Source organism: Xylanibacillus composti, from assembly GCF_018403685.1.
GTDB lineage: Bacteria > Bacillota > Bacilli > Paenibacillales > K13 > Xylanibacillus > Xylanibacillus composti.
This window is the reverse complement of sequence record NZ_BOVK01000036.1, coordinates 55,744-72,048: the sequence shown is the minus strand read 5'-3', so window position 1 is coordinate 72,048 and position 16,305 is coordinate 55,744. Positions and strand designations below refer to the sequence as shown.

The 16,305-nt window shown below is 53.9% G+C and carries 18 protein-coding genes; 13 read left to right on the top strand and 5 right to left on the bottom strand.

The window, feature by feature from the left end:
- Nucleotides 1-134 precede the first annotated feature (134 nt).
- From XYCOK13_RS13400 to XYCOK13_RS13355, 10 genes are all read left to right on the top strand, one after another.
- Nucleotides 135-1,604 (top strand): bifunctional metallophosphatase/5'-nucleotidase, encoded by a 1,470-nt coding sequence (locus tag XYCOK13_RS13400; RefSeq protein WP_213412665.1) that lies wholly within the window; start codon nt 135-137, stop codon nt 1,602-1,604.
- A 15-nt stretch (nt 1,605-1,619) separates the two neighbouring features.
- Nucleotides 1,620-2,444 carry an undecaprenyl-diphosphate phosphatase gene (bacA, locus tag XYCOK13_RS13395; protein ID WP_213412695.1) on the top strand — a complete coding sequence of 275 codons (825 nt, stop codon included), beginning with the start codon at nt 1,620-1,622 and terminating at the stop codon, nt 2,442-2,444.
- Nucleotides 2,445-2,574: 130 nt separating this feature from the next.
- Nucleotides 2,575-3,699: an HD-GYP domain-containing protein gene (locus tag XYCOK13_RS13390; protein WP_213412694.1), complete on the top strand. Its 1,125-nt coding sequence runs from the start codon at nt 2,575-2,577 to the stop codon at nt 3,697-3,699.
- Nucleotides 3,700-3,989: 290 nt separating this feature from the next.
- Nucleotides 3,990-5,099 carry a radical SAM/CxCxxxxC motif protein YfkAB gene (gene yfkAB / locus XYCOK13_RS13385; RefSeq protein WP_213412664.1) on the top strand — a complete coding sequence of 370 codons (1,110 nt, stop codon included), beginning with the start codon at nt 3,990-3,992 and terminating at the stop codon, nt 5,097-5,099.
- Between the two features lie 318 nt (nt 5,100-5,417).
- On the top strand, nt 5,418-5,576 hold the full coding sequence (locus XYCOK13_RS21935; RefSeq protein WP_244865149.1) for a spore coat associated protein CotJA: 159 nt from the start codon (nt 5,418-5,420) through the stop codon (nt 5,574-5,576).
- 202 nt (nt 5,577-5,778) lie between these two features.
- The gene (locus tag XYCOK13_RS13375; RefSeq protein WP_280520900.1) at nt 5,779-6,042 is read left to right on the top strand and encodes a spore coat protein CotJB; all 264 of its coding nucleotides are present in this window, start codon (nt 5,779-5,781) and stop codon (nt 6,040-6,042) included.
- A 12-nt stretch (nt 6,043-6,054) separates the two neighbouring features.
- Nucleotides 6,055-6,624, top strand: coding sequence for a manganese catalase family protein (locus tag XYCOK13_RS13370; RefSeq protein WP_213412662.1), 570 nt, complete (start codon nt 6,055-6,057; stop codon nt 6,622-6,624).
- Nucleotides 6,625-6,959: 335 nt separating this feature from the next.
- Nucleotides 6,960-7,199, top strand: coding sequence for a hypothetical protein (locus XYCOK13_RS13365; protein WP_213412661.1), 240 nt, complete (start codon nt 6,960-6,962; stop codon nt 7,197-7,199).
- 119 nt (nt 7,200-7,318) lie between these two features.
- A complete protein-coding gene (locus tag XYCOK13_RS13360) occupies nt 7,319-8,116 on the top strand; it encodes an N-acetylmuramoyl-L-alanine amidase (protein ID WP_213412660.1) in 798 nt (265 codons plus the stop codon).
- A 182-nt stretch (nt 8,117-8,298) separates the two neighbouring features.
- Nucleotides 8,299-8,979, top strand: a complete 681-nt coding sequence (locus XYCOK13_RS13355) for an HAD family hydrolase (protein ID WP_213412659.1) — start codon at nt 8,299-8,301, stop codon at nt 8,977-8,979.
- Between the two features lie 55 nt (nt 8,980-9,034).
- Here XYCOK13_RS13355 and XYCOK13_RS13350 read toward each other — a convergent pair whose 3' ends face one another.
- From XYCOK13_RS13350 to XYCOK13_RS13335, 4 genes are read right to left on the bottom strand one after another with little or no spacing between them, the layout of a single operon-like run.
- On the bottom strand, nt 9,035-10,132 hold the full coding sequence (locus XYCOK13_RS13350; RefSeq protein WP_213412658.1) for a YheC/YheD family endospore coat-associated protein: 1,098 nt from the start codon (nt 10,130-10,132) through the stop codon (nt 9,035-9,037).
- A gap of 34 nt (nt 10,133-10,166) precedes the next feature.
- Nucleotides 10,167-11,291, bottom strand: a complete 1,125-nt coding sequence (locus XYCOK13_RS13345) for a YheC/YheD family endospore coat-associated protein (protein WP_213412657.1) — start codon at nt 11,289-11,291, stop codon at nt 10,167-10,169.
- Nucleotides 11,291-12,658, bottom strand: a complete 1,368-nt coding sequence (locus XYCOK13_RS13340; RefSeq protein ID WP_213412656.1) for a YheC/YheD family endospore coat-associated protein — start codon at nt 12,656-12,658, stop codon at nt 11,291-11,293. The genes XYCOK13_RS13345 and XYCOK13_RS13340 overlap by 1 nt, the downstream gene beginning before the upstream one ends.
- A 22-nt stretch (nt 12,659-12,680) precedes the next feature.
- Entirely contained in the window at nt 12,681-14,033 is a 1,353-nt protein-coding gene (locus XYCOK13_RS13335; protein WP_244865142.1) for a YheC/YheD family endospore coat-associated protein, read from the bottom strand.
- Nucleotides 14,034-14,167: 134 nt separating this feature from the next.
- Between XYCOK13_RS13335 and XYCOK13_RS13330 the strand changes: the two genes are divergently transcribed.
- From XYCOK13_RS13330 to XYCOK13_RS22155, 3 genes are all read left to right on the top strand, one after another.
- Complete coding sequence (locus XYCOK13_RS13330; RefSeq protein ID WP_213412655.1) at nt 14,168-15,334, top strand: DUF445 domain-containing protein; 1,167 nt, start codon at nt 14,168-14,170, stop codon at nt 15,332-15,334.
- 126 nt (nt 15,335-15,460) lie between these two features.
- Entirely contained in the window at nt 15,461-15,742 is a 282-nt protein-coding gene (locus tag XYCOK13_RS13325) for a hypothetical protein (protein ID WP_213412654.1), read from the top strand.
- Between the two features lie 42 nt (nt 15,743-15,784).
- Entirely contained in the window at nt 15,785-15,913 is a 129-nt protein-coding gene (locus tag XYCOK13_RS22155; RefSeq protein ID WP_280520899.1) for a hypothetical protein, read from the top strand.
- A 2-nt stretch (nt 15,914-15,915) separates the two neighbouring features.
- Here XYCOK13_RS22155 and XYCOK13_RS13320 read toward each other — a convergent pair whose 3' ends face one another.
- Nucleotides 15,916-16,128 carry a hypothetical protein gene (locus XYCOK13_RS13320; protein ID WP_213412653.1) on the bottom strand — a complete coding sequence of 71 codons (213 nt, stop codon included), beginning with the start codon at nt 16,126-16,128 and terminating at the stop codon, nt 15,916-15,918.
- Between the last annotated feature and the right edge of the window lie 177 nt (nt 16,129-16,305).

Sequence of the window (16,305 nt, the reverse complement as noted above, 5' to 3'; positions counted from 1 at the left end):
CTATTCTACTCATTGTCTTTGCTCCAAGCATACCACATTTATGGCGCAAATGTTATGCTTAGGAGGACATGTGTTGGACAATTCGGACGTATACTTAGTAAAGTCTACTGCCGCAAGGATCAGGAGGGGACGGTATGAAGACGCTGCATGTGAAAATCGTACATACAAATGACATCCACAGCCACCTCGAGAACGCAGCCAGGGCGGCGTCAGCGATACGCGCTATCCGCAGGGAACACGAGCAGGACGGGATACTGTTGATGGACATCGGCGATCATATGGACCGCATGCGACTGGAGACCGAGGGCACAGATGGACGGTGCAATATTGCGATGATGAATGCCATCGGCTATGAGGTATTCGTTCCGGGGAACAATGAGGGCCTGACCTTTACCAAGGGCGAATTGTACATGCTTTCCCGCCAGGCGCAATTCCCGATAGTTGCCGGCAACATGAGGGAGCTTGAGAGCGGAAAGCTGCCGGATTGGATCAAGCCTTATGTTGTGATCGAGAAAGCCGGCGTCACCATCGGCATCATTGGTGTAACGGTGAATTTCAACGCCTTCTACAACTTGCTTGGCTGGGACATCGGCGAGCCGCTTGCATGCGTGAGAGAATGGGCGGCACAATTGCGGCCTCATGTGGATGTACTGGTTGTCTGCTCTCACCTGGGACTCGGAAGGGATGAGCAAATGGCCGCAGAAATTCCGGGCATTGATTGTATTTTGGGCGGTCATACGCATCATCTGCTGGAGGAGCCCCTGCTTGTCGGTTCAACCCGAATTTTCGCCGCGGGAAAGCTGGGCGCATATGTTGGCGAGATCGACATACAAGTGGATAGAGAGACCAGGCAGCTTGTCATAGAGGGCCGATGCATCGCGGTGGAAAATTACGCGCCGGACCCGGAAATAGTTGACCTCATACAAGTGCATCGTACTGCTGCCAAGCAGGCGATGGGCCAAACGGCAGCCGTTGCCGACAGAGACTTGCGCATATCCTGGACAGAGGAATCTCCGCTGGCCAACTTGTTGGCGGCGGGGCTCAGACGGTGGACGAATGCAGATGTCGGCATTGTGAATGCGGGTCAACTGTTGAGGAACGTGGAAAAAGGCGGAATTTCCCGGGAAATGCTGCACGAATGCTGTCCATCCCCGATAAATCCATGTCGAATGACGCTGACCGGCGCCGCGATCCGGCAAGCATTGGAGGAATCCTTGCTGGAGGACAGGATTCATATCCCGATACGGGGATTTGGGTTTCGCGGCAAGGAACTGGGTGTGCTGGCAGTAGACGGTGCGACTGTCTATTATGATCCGACCCGGCCATCCTACGAGAAAATTGTGCGTGTAGAGATTCAAGGCCGTCCAATGGAGGCTGATCAAACCTACTCGGTTGGAACGATTGACATGTTCAGTTTTGGCATCGGGTATTTATCCCTGAAGGGAGGGGGAGAAATTCGCTATTGGCTGCCCGAATTTATTCGGGACGTATTGTGCAGTCAATTAAACGAGCCATCGGAGGTCGAAAGAAGCGAACGGAGCAGATGGCGCAATGTGCATGAAATCAAGGAAATGGGAACCAGCATTCCCGATACAGGAGGGTGATCGATGGCAGATTCGCTGCGGGACCTGATCATTGCGGTCATTCAAGGGATTGTGGAAGGGTTGACGGAATTTCTGCCTGTCTCCTCAACCGGCCACTTGATATTGAGCGGACATCTGTTAGGCTTTACAGGGGAGCGGGCGGCTACATTCGAGGTCGTGATTCAGTTGGGCGCTATTCTGGCTGTAGTCATATTGTACTGGCAAAGACTGCTCGGTCTGATCGGCATCCGCAAGCGGGAAGATGCGCAGCCGAGTATAGAGGGGAAGAGGCTTAACCTGCTTCATGTGCTGCTGGCTATCACCCCTGCAATGATACTGGCCTTTCTGGCATACAGCTCGATCAAAACCTATTTGTTCTCTCCCGGCACTGTACTGATTGGCCTGGTTGCGGGAGGAATCTTCATGATCTATGCGGAAAAACGGCAGCCAGCAGTCACGGCCAGGGAAATCGATGAGCTGTCCTATAAGCAGGCGCTTCAGATTGGCTTCGCCCAATGCTTGAGCCTGTGGCCGGGCTTTTCGCGGGCAGGCGCCACCATTGCGGGGGGCTTGCTGTCCGGCGCAGCCTTGAAGGCATCGGCGGACTTCTCCTTCTTGATTGCGGTCCCGATGATGGTTGCGGCTAGCGGGTATGACCTGCTGAAGAGCTGGGACCATTTGACTTTAGCGGATATCCCGTTGTTCGGCGTTGGCTTCGCAACCGCATTTATTGTCGCTTGGCTGGCTGTTGTTACATTTTTGAAACTGCTGCACCGGGTCAAGCTGACCACGTTTGCCTATTATCGGTTCGGGCTCGCAGCCGTGTTCTGGCTTTACATGTCCTATACAAGTCTGGCCTAGATGTCGAATGCGTGTCGAAAAAAGCAAAAAAAAAGCGTTTCTTCTCTTGCCCTTTTGGCTAGCATCTTATACATTAAAAGGATAAGGGCAACACGGAAAGTATTTTTTCAGGAGAAACGGGTGTGTGATAATGCGACTAATCGCTATACAGCAATGCCGGCCGGGCATGACCTTGGCGAGAAACATCTACAACGAGAGCGGTTTGGTTTTGCTTGGTACCGGGGTGGAGCTGACCGACACCTTGATCCGCAGGCTGTCTGAGACTGGGATAGATTTCATATACATTGCAGATTCGCGTACCGAAGATGTCGTCATTCCAGAATTGCTGGACGATGATACCCGGATTCAATCCCTGGAAGTCATCCGCTCCTCCTTCAAAACATTGATGGAGGAAAATCATCGAAAACGTTATTCCGGGCACAAAGAGCTAGGGAAAAATTTCCGACAGGTTACCACGATGATTATGGACGATTTGTCCCGACATCCTGATGCGCTGATCATGCTGTCGCATATGCAGGCGTTGGATCATTATTTGTTCAGTCATTCGATGAATGTCTGCGTCTATGCGACGATGCTGGGCATGTCGCAGGGGCTGTCCAAAGATGAGCTGTACCAGCTTTCCCTTGGCGCACTGCTGCATGACATTGGCAAAACTAGCATTCCGCAAGCCATCTTGCAAAAGCCTGGTTCCTTGACGGCAGAAGAAATGGAAATTATGCAGAGACATGCCGAAATTGGCTACTATATGCTCAAGGATGAGCCGAATATTCCCCTCTTATCTGCTCATTGTGCCTTCCAGCACCATGAACGGCTGGACGGGAGCGGGTATCCGCGCGGGATTACGAGCGAAGATATTCACGATTATGCCAAGATTCTGGGGATTGTAGATTCCTATGATGCCATGACCTCCAATCGCGTATACCGCAAGGCGCTCCTTCCTCATCAAGCAGTGGAGATTCTATATTCCGGTGCAGGCAGTCAGTTCGATTTGAAGCAGTTATCTCTGTTTCGGGACAAGGTGGCTATCTATCCGATCGGACTGCCTGTTGTCATCAATACTGGCGAGCGGGGCATTGTGGTCGACCTTAACCCGAAAGTTCCGCATCGCCCGGTGGTGCGCATTCTGGAGGATCCAGAAGGACAAATGCTGCCAGCGCCGTATGAATTGGACTTGTCGCATCATCACAACATTGTGATTACGGACATTGAGTCAGGGAGCCCAACGGGTACGGAACAAAAAAGCGTTCGGGTTTGAGGCGTTATTGGAGCTGCCAAGGGCTATCACTCTATTCAAATGCGCTGGGTCGTCTAGACGATCTGGCTTGTTTTATTTTTTTGGCGAAAGAGGCCTATGCTCGGCGGAGTCCTCTGGTGCCGGCTTCGACATTTCTATGGACTATGAAGTGTTTAGGATTTCGCGTATGATGGTAGAGTACAAGTATTGCTGCTTGGACAGGCGAATGCGGTCGACCGTTTCCCCGGTGGAACTGGTCAGCCGCTCGCCGGGATAGAAAGACTTGACTGGATAGAAGGTGTGGATTTTCGATGAATGCCGTACAATACGATCCTTGGGATCCGATTCACGCTCTGCGCCGCCATGGTCGGTATGCGTTGACCAGCGTGGAGTTTACCGTTACACACTTGTGCAATATGCGTTGCGAGCATTGCGCAGTCGGCGATGCGCTGACCATGACAGAGGGAGATACGCTGCCGGTCGACCTCATGCTTCGGCGACTGGATGAAGTCGAGCATCTGGAAACGATCAGCCTGACTGGCGGAGAGCCTACATTTCGGGAAGCAACAATCCGCGAGGTGATGCTGCCGTTGCTGCAGTATGCCAAAAGCCGCGGAATCCGGACACAGGTCAATACGAACCTGACGCTCGATCTGGAAAGATATGAGGTGCTGGCGCCTTTGGTGGATGTCATGCACATTTCGTACAATTATACGAGTCCCGACGATTTCCATGAGATGGGCTTTGCCCGGGCGGGTCATCCTGTAGCCGCACGAACGGCGTGGATGCTGTATGACCGCATGCTGGACAATGCCCGTCAACTAAGCCAAGGGGGGCTGTTCCTGTCCGCGGAATCGATGATCAACTACCGGACCCATGAGCGGATTGGCGATATGCACCGCACGATTGCAGACATGGGCTGCAAGCGGCATGAAGTGCATCCGATGTATCCGAGCGCCTTCGCAGCAGCCTTGCCGAAGCTCTCGCTGGAGCAGGTGCGCGCGGCCATCCATCGGCTGCTGGATGTCCGGGATGATCGGCTGTGGGTGCTGTTCGGCACACTGCCGTTCTTCGCCTGCAGCGACCGTCCGGAGGAGCTTGAGCTGTTGAGACGGCTGGCTGACACGGAGCAAGTGAGCGTGCGCAACGATCCGGATGGACGGAATCGATTGAATGTCGATATGTTCAATGGCAATGTGCATGTGACCGATTTCGCTGATCTGTCCGCATTGGGCAACATCCGGCAGGACCGTCTGGAGGATGTGTTTGCCCGGTGGCTGGAGCATCCGCTCTCCCATACCGTCTCCTGCTATTGTCCGGATGCCGGCTGCTGCGGACCGAATGTGCTGGTCAAGTCGATGTATTACGAGGATACCGACTTCACTGTGCGCGCGGCCAAGCTGAAGCTGGGGGCTTCCTGAGAATAAAGAAGGATAACCGCATATTATGCAGCAGAAGCTGCCTCCTTTAGTCCAAACGACTGGGAGGCAGCTTTTTATATATAGGCAGAGCACATGGGGCCAACCGCCCATTTTGGGCGTTCGTCTATAACCAATCGTAGGCATTTATCATACAGTATAGGGATTGATTCGATCGACACAAGGAGGAAAGCGCAAGTGGAAAATCAAAAATCAGCGAAAGCGCCGGTGCCGGTCCCCTCTAATGCTCCTTACCCTACGGCTCACGGAAGCTTTCCGGCTTCAGCCCAGTTCAGGTATTATACGCCGTATTACAGCCCGCTGGATCCATGCCCGCCGATAAGAGTCAGGCGCTATAATACGCCGCCCAATTTATTTGTGGGCTTCCAGCCGATGAATTTGCCGCAGTTTCGACCGGAAGAAGCGTTGAGACGCGGCACACTGTGGCCGATCTTTTACGCGCCGTACCCTCCGAGGTAAGCGGAATGTGCATCAGGCATGCCAGTGGCGTGAATGCGATGTTGCCTGTGAATGAGAAGCAGCCGAAGCAGTCGGACCCCGCTGCCTTGCGAACGTCTGCATGTCGGCAATGCGCCGCATGCCGGCGGATGAAGAACCCGGCAGAGAACACGCGAGGGCGTTCCGGGCAAGCGGGCCAAAAACATGGGAAGGAGTGACCCAATTGGATAAACAGATGGATGCTGCCTATTATCATTTGTTGCATGAGCTGCAAGCTGTAGATTTCGTCCTGGTAGAGTTGAATTTGTACTTGGATACACACCCGAATGATTTGAAAGCCATTGAAGAATACAATCGCTATGCGGTGAAGCGAAAGGAGCTGGCCTGCGCTTACGAAGAGAAGTACGGTCCGCTTATGCACTTTGGTCACAGTTACTCGAAGTATCCTTGGCAATGGGCGGATGAGCCATGGCCGTGGCAAGTATAAGGAGGTACCCGCATGTGGATTTATGAGAAAAAGCTGCAGTATCCCGTGAAAGTGAGCAAGTGCGATCCCCAAATGGCGAAATATCTGATTGAGCAATATGGCGGCGCTGACGGCGAGCTGGCCGCCGCTCTCCGTTATCTGAATCAGCGTTATACGATTCCCGGCAAAATCATTGGATTGTTGAACGACATCGGGACAGAAGAATTCGCGCACCTTGAAATGATCGCGACCATGGTTTACAAGCTTACGAAGGACGCCACGCCGGAGCAATTGAAAGCGGCGGGTCTTGGTGCCCATTATGCGAATCATGACAAGGCGTTGTTCTACAATAATGCCGCGGGAGTCCCTTGGACGGCCGCATACATCCAAGCCAAGGGCGATCCAATCGCCGATCTCTATGAGGATATCGCTGCAGAGGAGAAAGCCAGGGCGACTTATCAATGGCTGATCGACATGACCGATGATGTGGATTTGCAGGACAGCTTGAAGTTTCTGCGCGAGCGGGAAGTCGTCCACTCCCAGCGTTTCCGGGAGGCCGTGGAAATCCTGAAGGAAGATCGGGAGACGAAGAAGATCTTTTAGCTGCTTGTCAATCTGTGAGACCGCATATGCGGGCAAGGTAAGTTGCCGCGGCAAGCTGCTCCTCAGACAAGACCAGGGGAGCAGCTTTTTATGCCAATTTGGCCCTTCCTGTTTGCGGGTTCGCTTTGAGCGGGACTTTCCATCTTGCAACGATGCCCTATATATGAGCATCGGGCGCACAGAGATGAATAGCGCGGCCAACTATACTTTAGGAGGGACTGTCACAGGAGGCAGAGGAGAGCGGTCGATCTTGTTGTCCCGGGAAGAGTCATAAAGGAGCTTGCCCGAACGCCAGACTGCTTTTCCGCATAGGATAGAGCGAGAGGGTGATGGCGATGGAATTCCAAGCGTATGATGTGGCGCTGGTGCCGCTGATTGTTTCGCTTGTCGGTGTTTTTCGCGCCGCTGGATTACCCGTTCGCTGGCTGCCTTTCACCGCCATTGTGCTGGGGCTGGCCGCCGGATTTGTGTACATTGCGCCGGAAGATCCCAGACAGGCTGTCCTGTTTGGATTGATTATGGGAACATCCGCGATAGGCGCATACTCCGGTTGTAAAAATACGTTCCGCAAATAAGGGGACCGGCAGCAAGGCAACGATGGGGGAAAGCTGCAAACAGTCGAAAGCCGAAATCAGCGAGATGGCTTGAAATGCTGGCTAGCGAGCAGATGGAAACCAAAAAGGGAGGCGAGACTATGGCAAAGCCGATCTTAATTTTGGATCCGGGACATGGAGGCAACGATCCGGGAGGCGGTTCGAACCGCCATTGGATTGAGAAAAACATGACTCTGCAAATCAGCCTCTATCAATATAATCGATTCCGTGAGTTGGGTGTGCCCGCAGCGATCACGAGAAGCGAGGATGCCACGCTTCCGCCAGAGCAGCGCACCCGCATTGTCCGCGACAGCGGCGCCGCCTATTGCTTGTCCAATCATATTAATGCTGGCGGAGGGGATGGCGCGGAGATTATTCACTCTATTTATGAAGGCAAGGATTTGGCGGAGCGGTTGGCTCAGGAGTTGGCCAGGGAAGGTCAGAACGTTCGCCGTGTCTTCACCCGGACCTTGCCTGACAATCCGGGACGGGACTATTATTATATGCACAGGGAAACGGGTTCCGTTAATACGATGATTATCGAGTATGGATTCGCGGACTCCAGCGGAGATGACGTTCGGCTGCTGCGGGATCATTGGCGTACGTTGGCAGAAGCGATCGTCCGGGGGTTTTGCCGCCATATCGGCCATGCTTACAGCCCGCCGCAGAATGGAAGTGCGGCTAATGGGCGCAATCCAGACAGAGGCCAGGGGGTGACAGACGGCATGCCGCAGGTGCAGCGCAGCGTGGAAGTAGTGAATGAAGACGGGACGGTATTGGCTAGCGGCTTCCTGATCGGGGATCGTGCCTATGTTCCCATACGGGAACTGGCTGAGGCGATGGGATTTGCGATCACTTGGAACGGTCAGCAAGCAGTGTTGCGCCGAGAGGACGAATAGAAAGACAACGGTATGGGATCTGATTCATGAAATTTTTACGATAGCGGGGATTTGCAGCAGCCTTGCGCGATCCGTATGAGCCGCATGAGAACGCCGCCAGGCGTTTTTTCTTTTGTTCGCGATAGTCCGATTGACACAAGGGAGGGAATTTGTTTTGATGAGGGAAAAGGAGTGGAGCTGACATGAGAGAAAAGTGGGAGAAGCCCGAGGCGATCCTGTTTGACATGGACGGTACTTTGTTCCAGACAGAGACGCTGCTGATACCGGTCCATGAACGATTGTTCGACAGATTGAGGCAGGATGGGTTGTTTGAAGGGGATACCCCTTCAGTGGAGATTATGTTAAGCAGCTTGGGCATGCTGCTGGCCCATATTTGGGAGCGTGTTATGCCGGGAGCAGGAGCGGAGGTGCATAAGCGAGCGGATGACCTGCTGCTGGAGCTTGAAATTGAAGGTCTGCGCAGGGGAGAGGGCGAGCTGTATGCAGGCGTTCGCGAGACGCTCGAAGCCTTGTCCGGCATGGGTATCCGTCTGTTCGTAGCCAGCAACGGCCTGCCGGAATATGTAAAAGAAATTGTGGAGGTCAAGGGGCTTTCTCCCTATATAGAGGAGAGCTACACTGCAGGGGAATATCAAACGGCTACGAAGGCGGACTTGGTGCGGCTGCTCCTGGATAAGCACAACATACGCCATGCTTGGATGGTCGGAGATCGTTCCTCGGATGTCGAGGCGGGCCATGCCAACGGCTTGAAGGTGGTGGGCTGCGCCTATGCGGGCTTCGGCAAAGAGGACGAATTGGCGAATGCGGATCGGACTATTGCATCCTTGAACGAGCTGGAGCTTTGGCTGACAGGCGATGAATAAGATGACGATGCTTTTTACCTAATATAACGGAAAAAAAGGCTTTCGCATGTATGCGCTAGCCTTTTTTTCGATTGATTTGATAAAGGGCATATTCGAGCGGACGCTTGACTGCAGTCTGGTACGTATGATGCTCGCCAATCTTGCGGAACACTTCTCTCGCAGGCTTGGGATTGACCTCCAGCAGCCAGATGCGGCCGTTTCGGTCAGCAGCAATGTCCAGCGCCAGCTCGCATAGCTGCCCGTATCGTTTTTCCAGGTAGGCTGCCGTTTCGAAGGACAGAGCAGCCATTTCCTGCTTCACCCGCTGTTCCTTGGAGGTCTGCCTGTAGCATTTGCGAAGGAGCCGGTCGAGGCCGGCAGCCGTGCCTCCGCCATGCAGATTTGAGGTGACGCTGCCCTGTCTGCCGATACGGCCTGCCCCGCCGGTCCATTCCCAATCGCCGCGCGCATTTTTCTGGATCAGAATACGAAAATCAAAAACGCGCCCGTCCGGCAAGGTGCAATCTATCCCTTGCTGGGCCAAGTACTGGCCGGTTTTGGCCAAGCGGCTTAATTTGGCCAGCAGTCCTGAGCGCCCGAGTTGAACCCTGCGCAATATGCGCCGATCCATGCCGCGCCCGGCAAGCTGAAAGCTGGACGGGCCCAGACGATGGATACGCATGATGCCGCGTCCGCCAGTGCCGTTAATCGGCTTGAGATAGACCGTGGGGTACTTTTTCAGCAAGGCCAGAACCTCGCTTCCTGCCGTCACCTTGACTGTATCCGGCTGGTACTTCGCTAACCGTTTGCTATTGACGAAATCCAGGTAAATGTTCCATTTGTTCGCCAATGGTCGGTTCAGGTACAGAAGATTGGGATAACGCTGCCTGAAAGCCTTGAGCTGCCTGAACCGGTTGGTTGGCTGGTAGCGGCAGCGGTCGAGAATGGCATCAGGGAAGCCGACCCGCTTGCGTTTCCAGCTTTTTGCCCGAACATCATAGATTTGGGCCTGAATCGAATTCGTAGCGAAGTTGACATCTTCCGGGGTGAAGACGGTCACCTCGAGGCCGAGAGCGCGGCCGACCAGCGTCATTTTTTGGAAAAGGCTGCGTTCTTCGATCTGTTTGCGGTCGTTCAAATACAAGGTCATGATCCCGAGATTGGGTCTTGGCATGATATCCTCCTCTCAAGGGTTGGCAGGTTCGCTGTTATGCTGAGCCGTTTCGTTTGCTGTTTGCCAGGAAAGCGGCGTAATCGATCAAGCGCCGCAGAGAAAGCTCGCGTATGGCCGGCTCATCGAATTTCATCGGCTTGGCATTTGCTTCAAAAAACCAGATGTTCCCCCTCTTGTCTACCCCCAGGTCCATAGACATTTCACCGTGCGATCTTCCGGACGCTTTCTCAATCTGCTTGGCAATGTTTAATCCCGACAGTCGGACACGTTGATAGATGTTTTTTCCGCGCGCCGGCCCGAACGAGGCACTCAGAAGGCGTACCGGCTCCCCAATCCGCCCTCCTTGCGGGACGTGAGTGGTAATGCTCGATTCCCCTGCCACACGCGCGCCAACTCCGGTCACAGCCCAATTCCCTTTTCTGTTTTTCTGCAGCAGCAGGCGCAGGTCGTAGGGCCGGCCCTTGCTGCTGCAAAGGTCGATTCCTTGCTGGATAATGTAGTTCTCGCCTTCGGTCCGCTTGCGAATGCTTGACGTCATCTCCTTAAGCGTTGCGAACGATTCCGAGGTCGTCTGCCGCATATCCTGCGCGTATAGCGTATACGGCTTGCTGCCTCCCGTGCGCTGTACCCGAAGAATACCTTTGCCGGCTTTGCCGTGCTCCGGCTTCAAATACAGAAAGCCGTACTTGCGAAGCAGGGGGAGCATGCGGGTTGAGGCCGTATAGCGCTTCGTTATTGGAATCATTTTTTTGGTTTTTGGGGAGCGGCAGAGCCATCTTTTCATGATCCACTTGTTGAAGAAGGACGGATTGAACAGCTTGACCCTGGAATTTCGCATGCATTCGCGCAGCATTTCCCGAACGTGCGGAATCTGCTCATCCTCTCGCTTGGGAATGCGGTTGTACAGCACCCTTGGCAGCGGGATCCAGCGGGGGACCCAGTCCCCCTTGTCTTCCCGGTATGCGTAAGCTTTGATGCGCGATTCGTGCAGGGACAAATCATCCATGGTCACTACATAAACCTCCGCTCCTCTTGCTCTGCCGGCCTTGACGATATCGGCGAAGTTTTTGTGATTGCCGCGAAACTTTCGCTTCGGATCGGACATGGTCAGGATGCCCATGAGCGGACGTGCTTCAGATCGGTAAAGACGAACATCCATTATGCATCGCCTCCGTTAAATCCGCTGAGATACGTGCAATAGTCAAAAAGCAGCTTCAAGGTTGCACGGCCTTCATTTTTCAAAGCCGGATGCTTGTAGATCGACCTGCCGGGCTTGGCATTTGCTTCAAACATCCAGATGCGCCCGTCTTTGTCGATGCCCAGATCGAAACCGAGCTCGCCCACAGGATGACTGGATTCGCGTTCAATCGCTTCCGCAAGCTGGATGCTGACTGCTTTGGCTTTATCCAGAAGATCCTGGGCCCGCGAAGCTGAATAGATGCGGCCGAGCGCCTGCCCGGGCGTCAAAAGCTGCCCGCCGGTTCGCACGTGGGTAGTCACGCTTCCCTTGCCCGCTTTCTTGCAGCCTATGCCGGCTACAGTCCACCGTCCTCTGATGTTCTTAATCAGGTGAAACCGGAAATCGATGGGGCATCCGTCGATTTCGAGCAGGCGGATGCCCTGCTGCGCTACATAATTGCGCAAGCGCCCCTTGTCGATGCCAATCATGCGGGCCAATCCGGAAAATTTGGCAAAGCGAAGCACCCGATTTCGGCCGGACAGCCTGTATCGGACGAAGTAGCCTTTGTGGGGCTTGTAGGTAAGACGGTAAATGCCCTTGCCCAAGCTGCCGCCGGTTGGCTTTAAATAGACGAAATCGTGATTGTCCAGCATCCCTTTCAATTGCCGGGGGGACGGGTTCAATATCGATTGGGGCACATGCTTGTAAGCCTCTCCTGCCGGCTCCAGCAAGCGGTAAATATCCCACTTCTCGAAGAAGCTCCAGTTGAACAACGGAATGCCGGCATGAGTCAGGCGATATTTCAGACTCACCAAGTTTGCGGATTTTTCTGTTTTGCGGCTGGGCATGCGGTTATAGATCACGTCCGGCAACGGCGCTTTACGCCTATACCAGCCCTTGCCCGGACTGTAGAAATAGCCGGTGACCGATCTCGTTGCCCAGTCGATGTTTTTGGGAGCAAAAGCAAAGCAGGTGCCGGCTTGGCTGCCGCTTGCGACGAATTGCCGAATCAGTGAAGTGCGGGTGCCGAAAGGGCTTGTCGCAGATGGGTTCGCGGTTGTCATGATGCCGAACAGCGGACCGATGCGCAAGCTGCCGTTCGACGATTTGACTTTGAATGTACCGATATGCGGCAGCAGCAGCTGGTTTTTGATGTTGAGCGGAACGTACAGCTTGCTCCCGCTTTTTTTGACGCTTCGCAGTGTGACAGTGGTTTCTGCTTTTCCGAATGAGATCCGAACGGTCTTACCCGGCTTGAGAGACAACGATTTGATGAGAGCGGAGGTTGCATACAAGGCGCGTGCCGGCCGCTTTGTCACAAGGACTTGACAGGTTGAAATACTCATAGTTGGTACCCTCCTAGTTGCGTTACAACCCCGCCAAATGGCGTGAATATTGGATTAGCCTTTTGACGGAAGGCCGGATTTTCTGATCGGATAAAGGGGTGCTGTCATTTTTGGCCGGTTTGGAGTTTACTTCAAGCAGCCATACTCTGCCCGCGGTGTCTACGGCAAGATCGACACCAAATTCCCCGAACTGGGCGGGAATCTGATTTTCGACCCCTTGCGCTACATTCAGAGCTGCCTTCTTCAAGCGCTGAAGCACAGCGCCGGAAGCTTTCAATCCTGCTCTGCTCAAGGCTTCCTTGGCGGGACTCAGAGTGCCGCCTCTAGCCAGGTTGGAGACGAAGTGATTGCTGCCCGCAATGCGTCCAACGATGGATGTGAGGCTCCATTTTCCATTTTCGTCCTTATGCGTAAGCGCACGAAAATCCACAGGCCTTCCGCCAATGCGAATCAAATTCAAGCCTTGCTGCGCCTGGAAGCGCGAAGACTTCGCTCTTCCCGCAATCAAGTTGTGGACCTGCTTCGTGCTGGATGCTGATTTTTGAGTCACGCCATTTAGATGAGAGAAGTGGCAGGTGAACCCGCCGGCGGGATTTTGTGTAATCTTGATAATCCCCTTGCCCAGACTGCCGCGTTCGGGCTTGAGGAAGACAGTGCGGTATTTGCCGAGCATATGCTTCAATGTGGCATAGCCCTTGTATTTGCAGGAGTAAGGCAAGTAGCTTCTGGCACCGGCATCTCGCCGCAATGCCGTAAAAACCTCGATTTTATCCAAATACCTTTCGTTGAAAGTGGCAGTGCCGTAGCGGGATTTTACTTCACGAATAAAATGTTGTACGCTTGGGTTAGCTTCCAGCTTTCGGGACATGAGGCGGTTGTAGACAACTTCCGGCATCGGAAATGATGCCTGGTACCAGCCGTTGCTGTAGCTCCAGCCCCGAATGCGTTTTTCGCGCCAATCAATTTGCTTCGGCGTGAAGAAATAGACGAACCCGCCGTACAGCTTTCCGGCCTCGACCATTTCCATGCAGAACGATGTGGTGCTGCCAAAAGGACGGCTGGCATTTTGAGAGGTGCTGCCCAGCAGGACGCCGATGACAGGGCCGAGGTGCAGCGTTTTTGTTTTTGGGCGGTACAAGGCGCGGAGGGATGTTCCCGGCTTTAAGCCCAGCCTGGAGGCGAGTCTCTCCGTCATGCGGATGCCGTCTTGGCGGGAAGCCGAGGCAATGCTTACAGCTTGCTTGGTGGAACCGTAACGGAGGATCACGCTTCCAGGGATCTTCCACTTCTTTATTAACGAATCCCGCAGCACGATCGTATGATCGGAAGGGAATGCGTTATGGGAAATTTGGAGATTCATTTTTAATGAGGACACGAATGCAGTCTCCTTTCGGCGGCCAATACCGGAATAAAATCGGTTAATCCATCATATGACAGCCTGCTCAGCTTGGTGCGCGTGCACCATAGTTGCATGCCGGCTTCAAATCAGCGATTAGACGGAGGACAACGATGCACACATTCGCGTTGATTGCCATGAGTGTGGGGATTGCCGCGCTAATAGGCGGGATTACCAACCATCTGGCCATAAAAATGTTGTTTCACCCCCGGAATGCTGTCTACATCGCCGGACGAAAGCTTCCGTTCACGCCCGGCATTATTCCGAAGCGCAAGGATGAAATAGCGGAATCGCTCGGGCAAGTGGTCGGCGATTATTTGGTCACCTCCGAAGGTTTGGCCGGACTGCTGCGGCAGCCGGAATTCCAGTCCCGGATCGAAAACAGGTTGAGGGCGGTATTGCAGGAGCTGGCTCGGGAGGACAGAAGCCTCAAGGAATGGCTGACGGACAAGCTCGGGGAGGAAGAAGCGGAGAGGGTGTCGGAGCAAGTCGAAGCAGGCCTGGTTCACGGTACGGATCGGCTGATGCAATGGCTAGTCGAGGAAAAAGGCGTGCTGCAGCGACCATTGGAGGCATGGCTGCCGGGAGATGCGGAGTCAAGGAAAGAGGAATGGTCCCGCCGGCTCGCGGATTTGCTGGTCAAGGAGCTGAGCCGTCAGCTGCTTTCTCCTTCCGGCGCCCATTTGATCCGTTCATTGGCGGACAAGCTGATGGATCAGGCTGGCGGCGTGCTTGGCATGCTGGCCGGGATTTTTATGGACCCGGATCGCATGGTTCAGAAGGTACAGCCGGTTGTGCTGGAAACGCTGCACTCTCCGGAGGTGCGCAGCGCGTTGGCTGAATTTATCCGGCAGCAGTGGGATCGGATTGAGAAGAAAACGCCTGAGGAAGCGATTCGCTACTTCGCGGAAGGAGAGCCAGCGGATGTCCTGCGCGGATGGGTCCGGAAGCGGGTGCCTTGGCGGCGTTGGGTAGACGAAGCGGCAAGTCGGCCCATATCGTCATGGGCGGCGCCTATAATGCCGAAGCTGGAGGAGAAGCTTCCGCGCGCAGTGGAACGCGGAATGGATGTGGCCGCCTCTCAGATGGACAAGATTGTCCGGGCTCTGGATTTGCCAGCTCTTGTAGGGCAGCAGGTGAAACATTTTCCTGTGGAGCAGTTGGAGCAAATTGTGCTGGCTGTATCGGGCAAGGAGTTTCGTGCGATCACGTGGCTGGGCGCCGTCCTTGGCGGCATGATCGGACTCTTGCAGGCTGTTTTGTTCACGGTGATGCGCTAAGCAATCGATTCGGGCGGGCTGCGCAAGCGAGCGAATAAGCCTGAGGAGTCTTTTTTGCTGGTAGGGAAGTTTCATATTTGTCCAACGCGGCGCATAGGATAGTGTAAAAGCAGAAGGAGGAAGACCATGAAAAAAGGAATCAGCTCCGTTGTCGGTTTGGCGCTGGGTGCGGGTCTGCTGCTATACGCGATTCCAAGGCTGGATGTTGGACAGGGGTGGACGGCTCCGTCTCTGTTTGCCGCTGTATGGCTCGGCATGATGCTGGTCATTGTATCGGCATACCTCTATGATTTGCTGGGAGTAGACGAAGAGACGCGCAAAGAGCTGCAGCATGTCAAGCGCATGCGCAGGTGGAAAATGGAACAGCGACTGCGCAGCAAGCTCGTGGTGCGGGATACAAAAAGATAGGCTGCGCTGGCCGCTTCAGCAGCAGGGAGCCATGCGAGATCCATGCGGATCGAAAGTTGGGGTGTCGTCTATGTATCGAGCAGTCGCAATCCGTTGCGGACGGAAATTTCTCAACTGCAGCCGATTGCGGCATTTCTCTGTTTGGGCAGCAGCAGCGGGAAGAGACTGTGAGGTTATTCTGCACCCAAGCGACGCATAGTTTGATCCGTCAGTGCTTCGATGTGCCTGGCCGTATGGGTAATTTCATCGGCCATTTCTTTGATCAGACGCTCCTGGCCTGCGTCGTTGTTGGAATGGATTTCGTCCAGCCGATTCCGGTAATGGAACAAGACGCTTTGAATGGCGATAGTCAAGTATCGGGAATCAATACAGGTGGTTTTATCCATGCTTGCTAACCTCCTATCTCCTTTTCCAGACGGCATGTATCTTGAACTTCACATGTTATTGTTTCCAGATTAATACATAAGATTCTGCTTGAAAACCCAATTCACGCACGCGAAAATTTCTTTACGAAAAATCGTGGTTGATATATAATAATATGTTAATTTCGATAGTATTCCCAA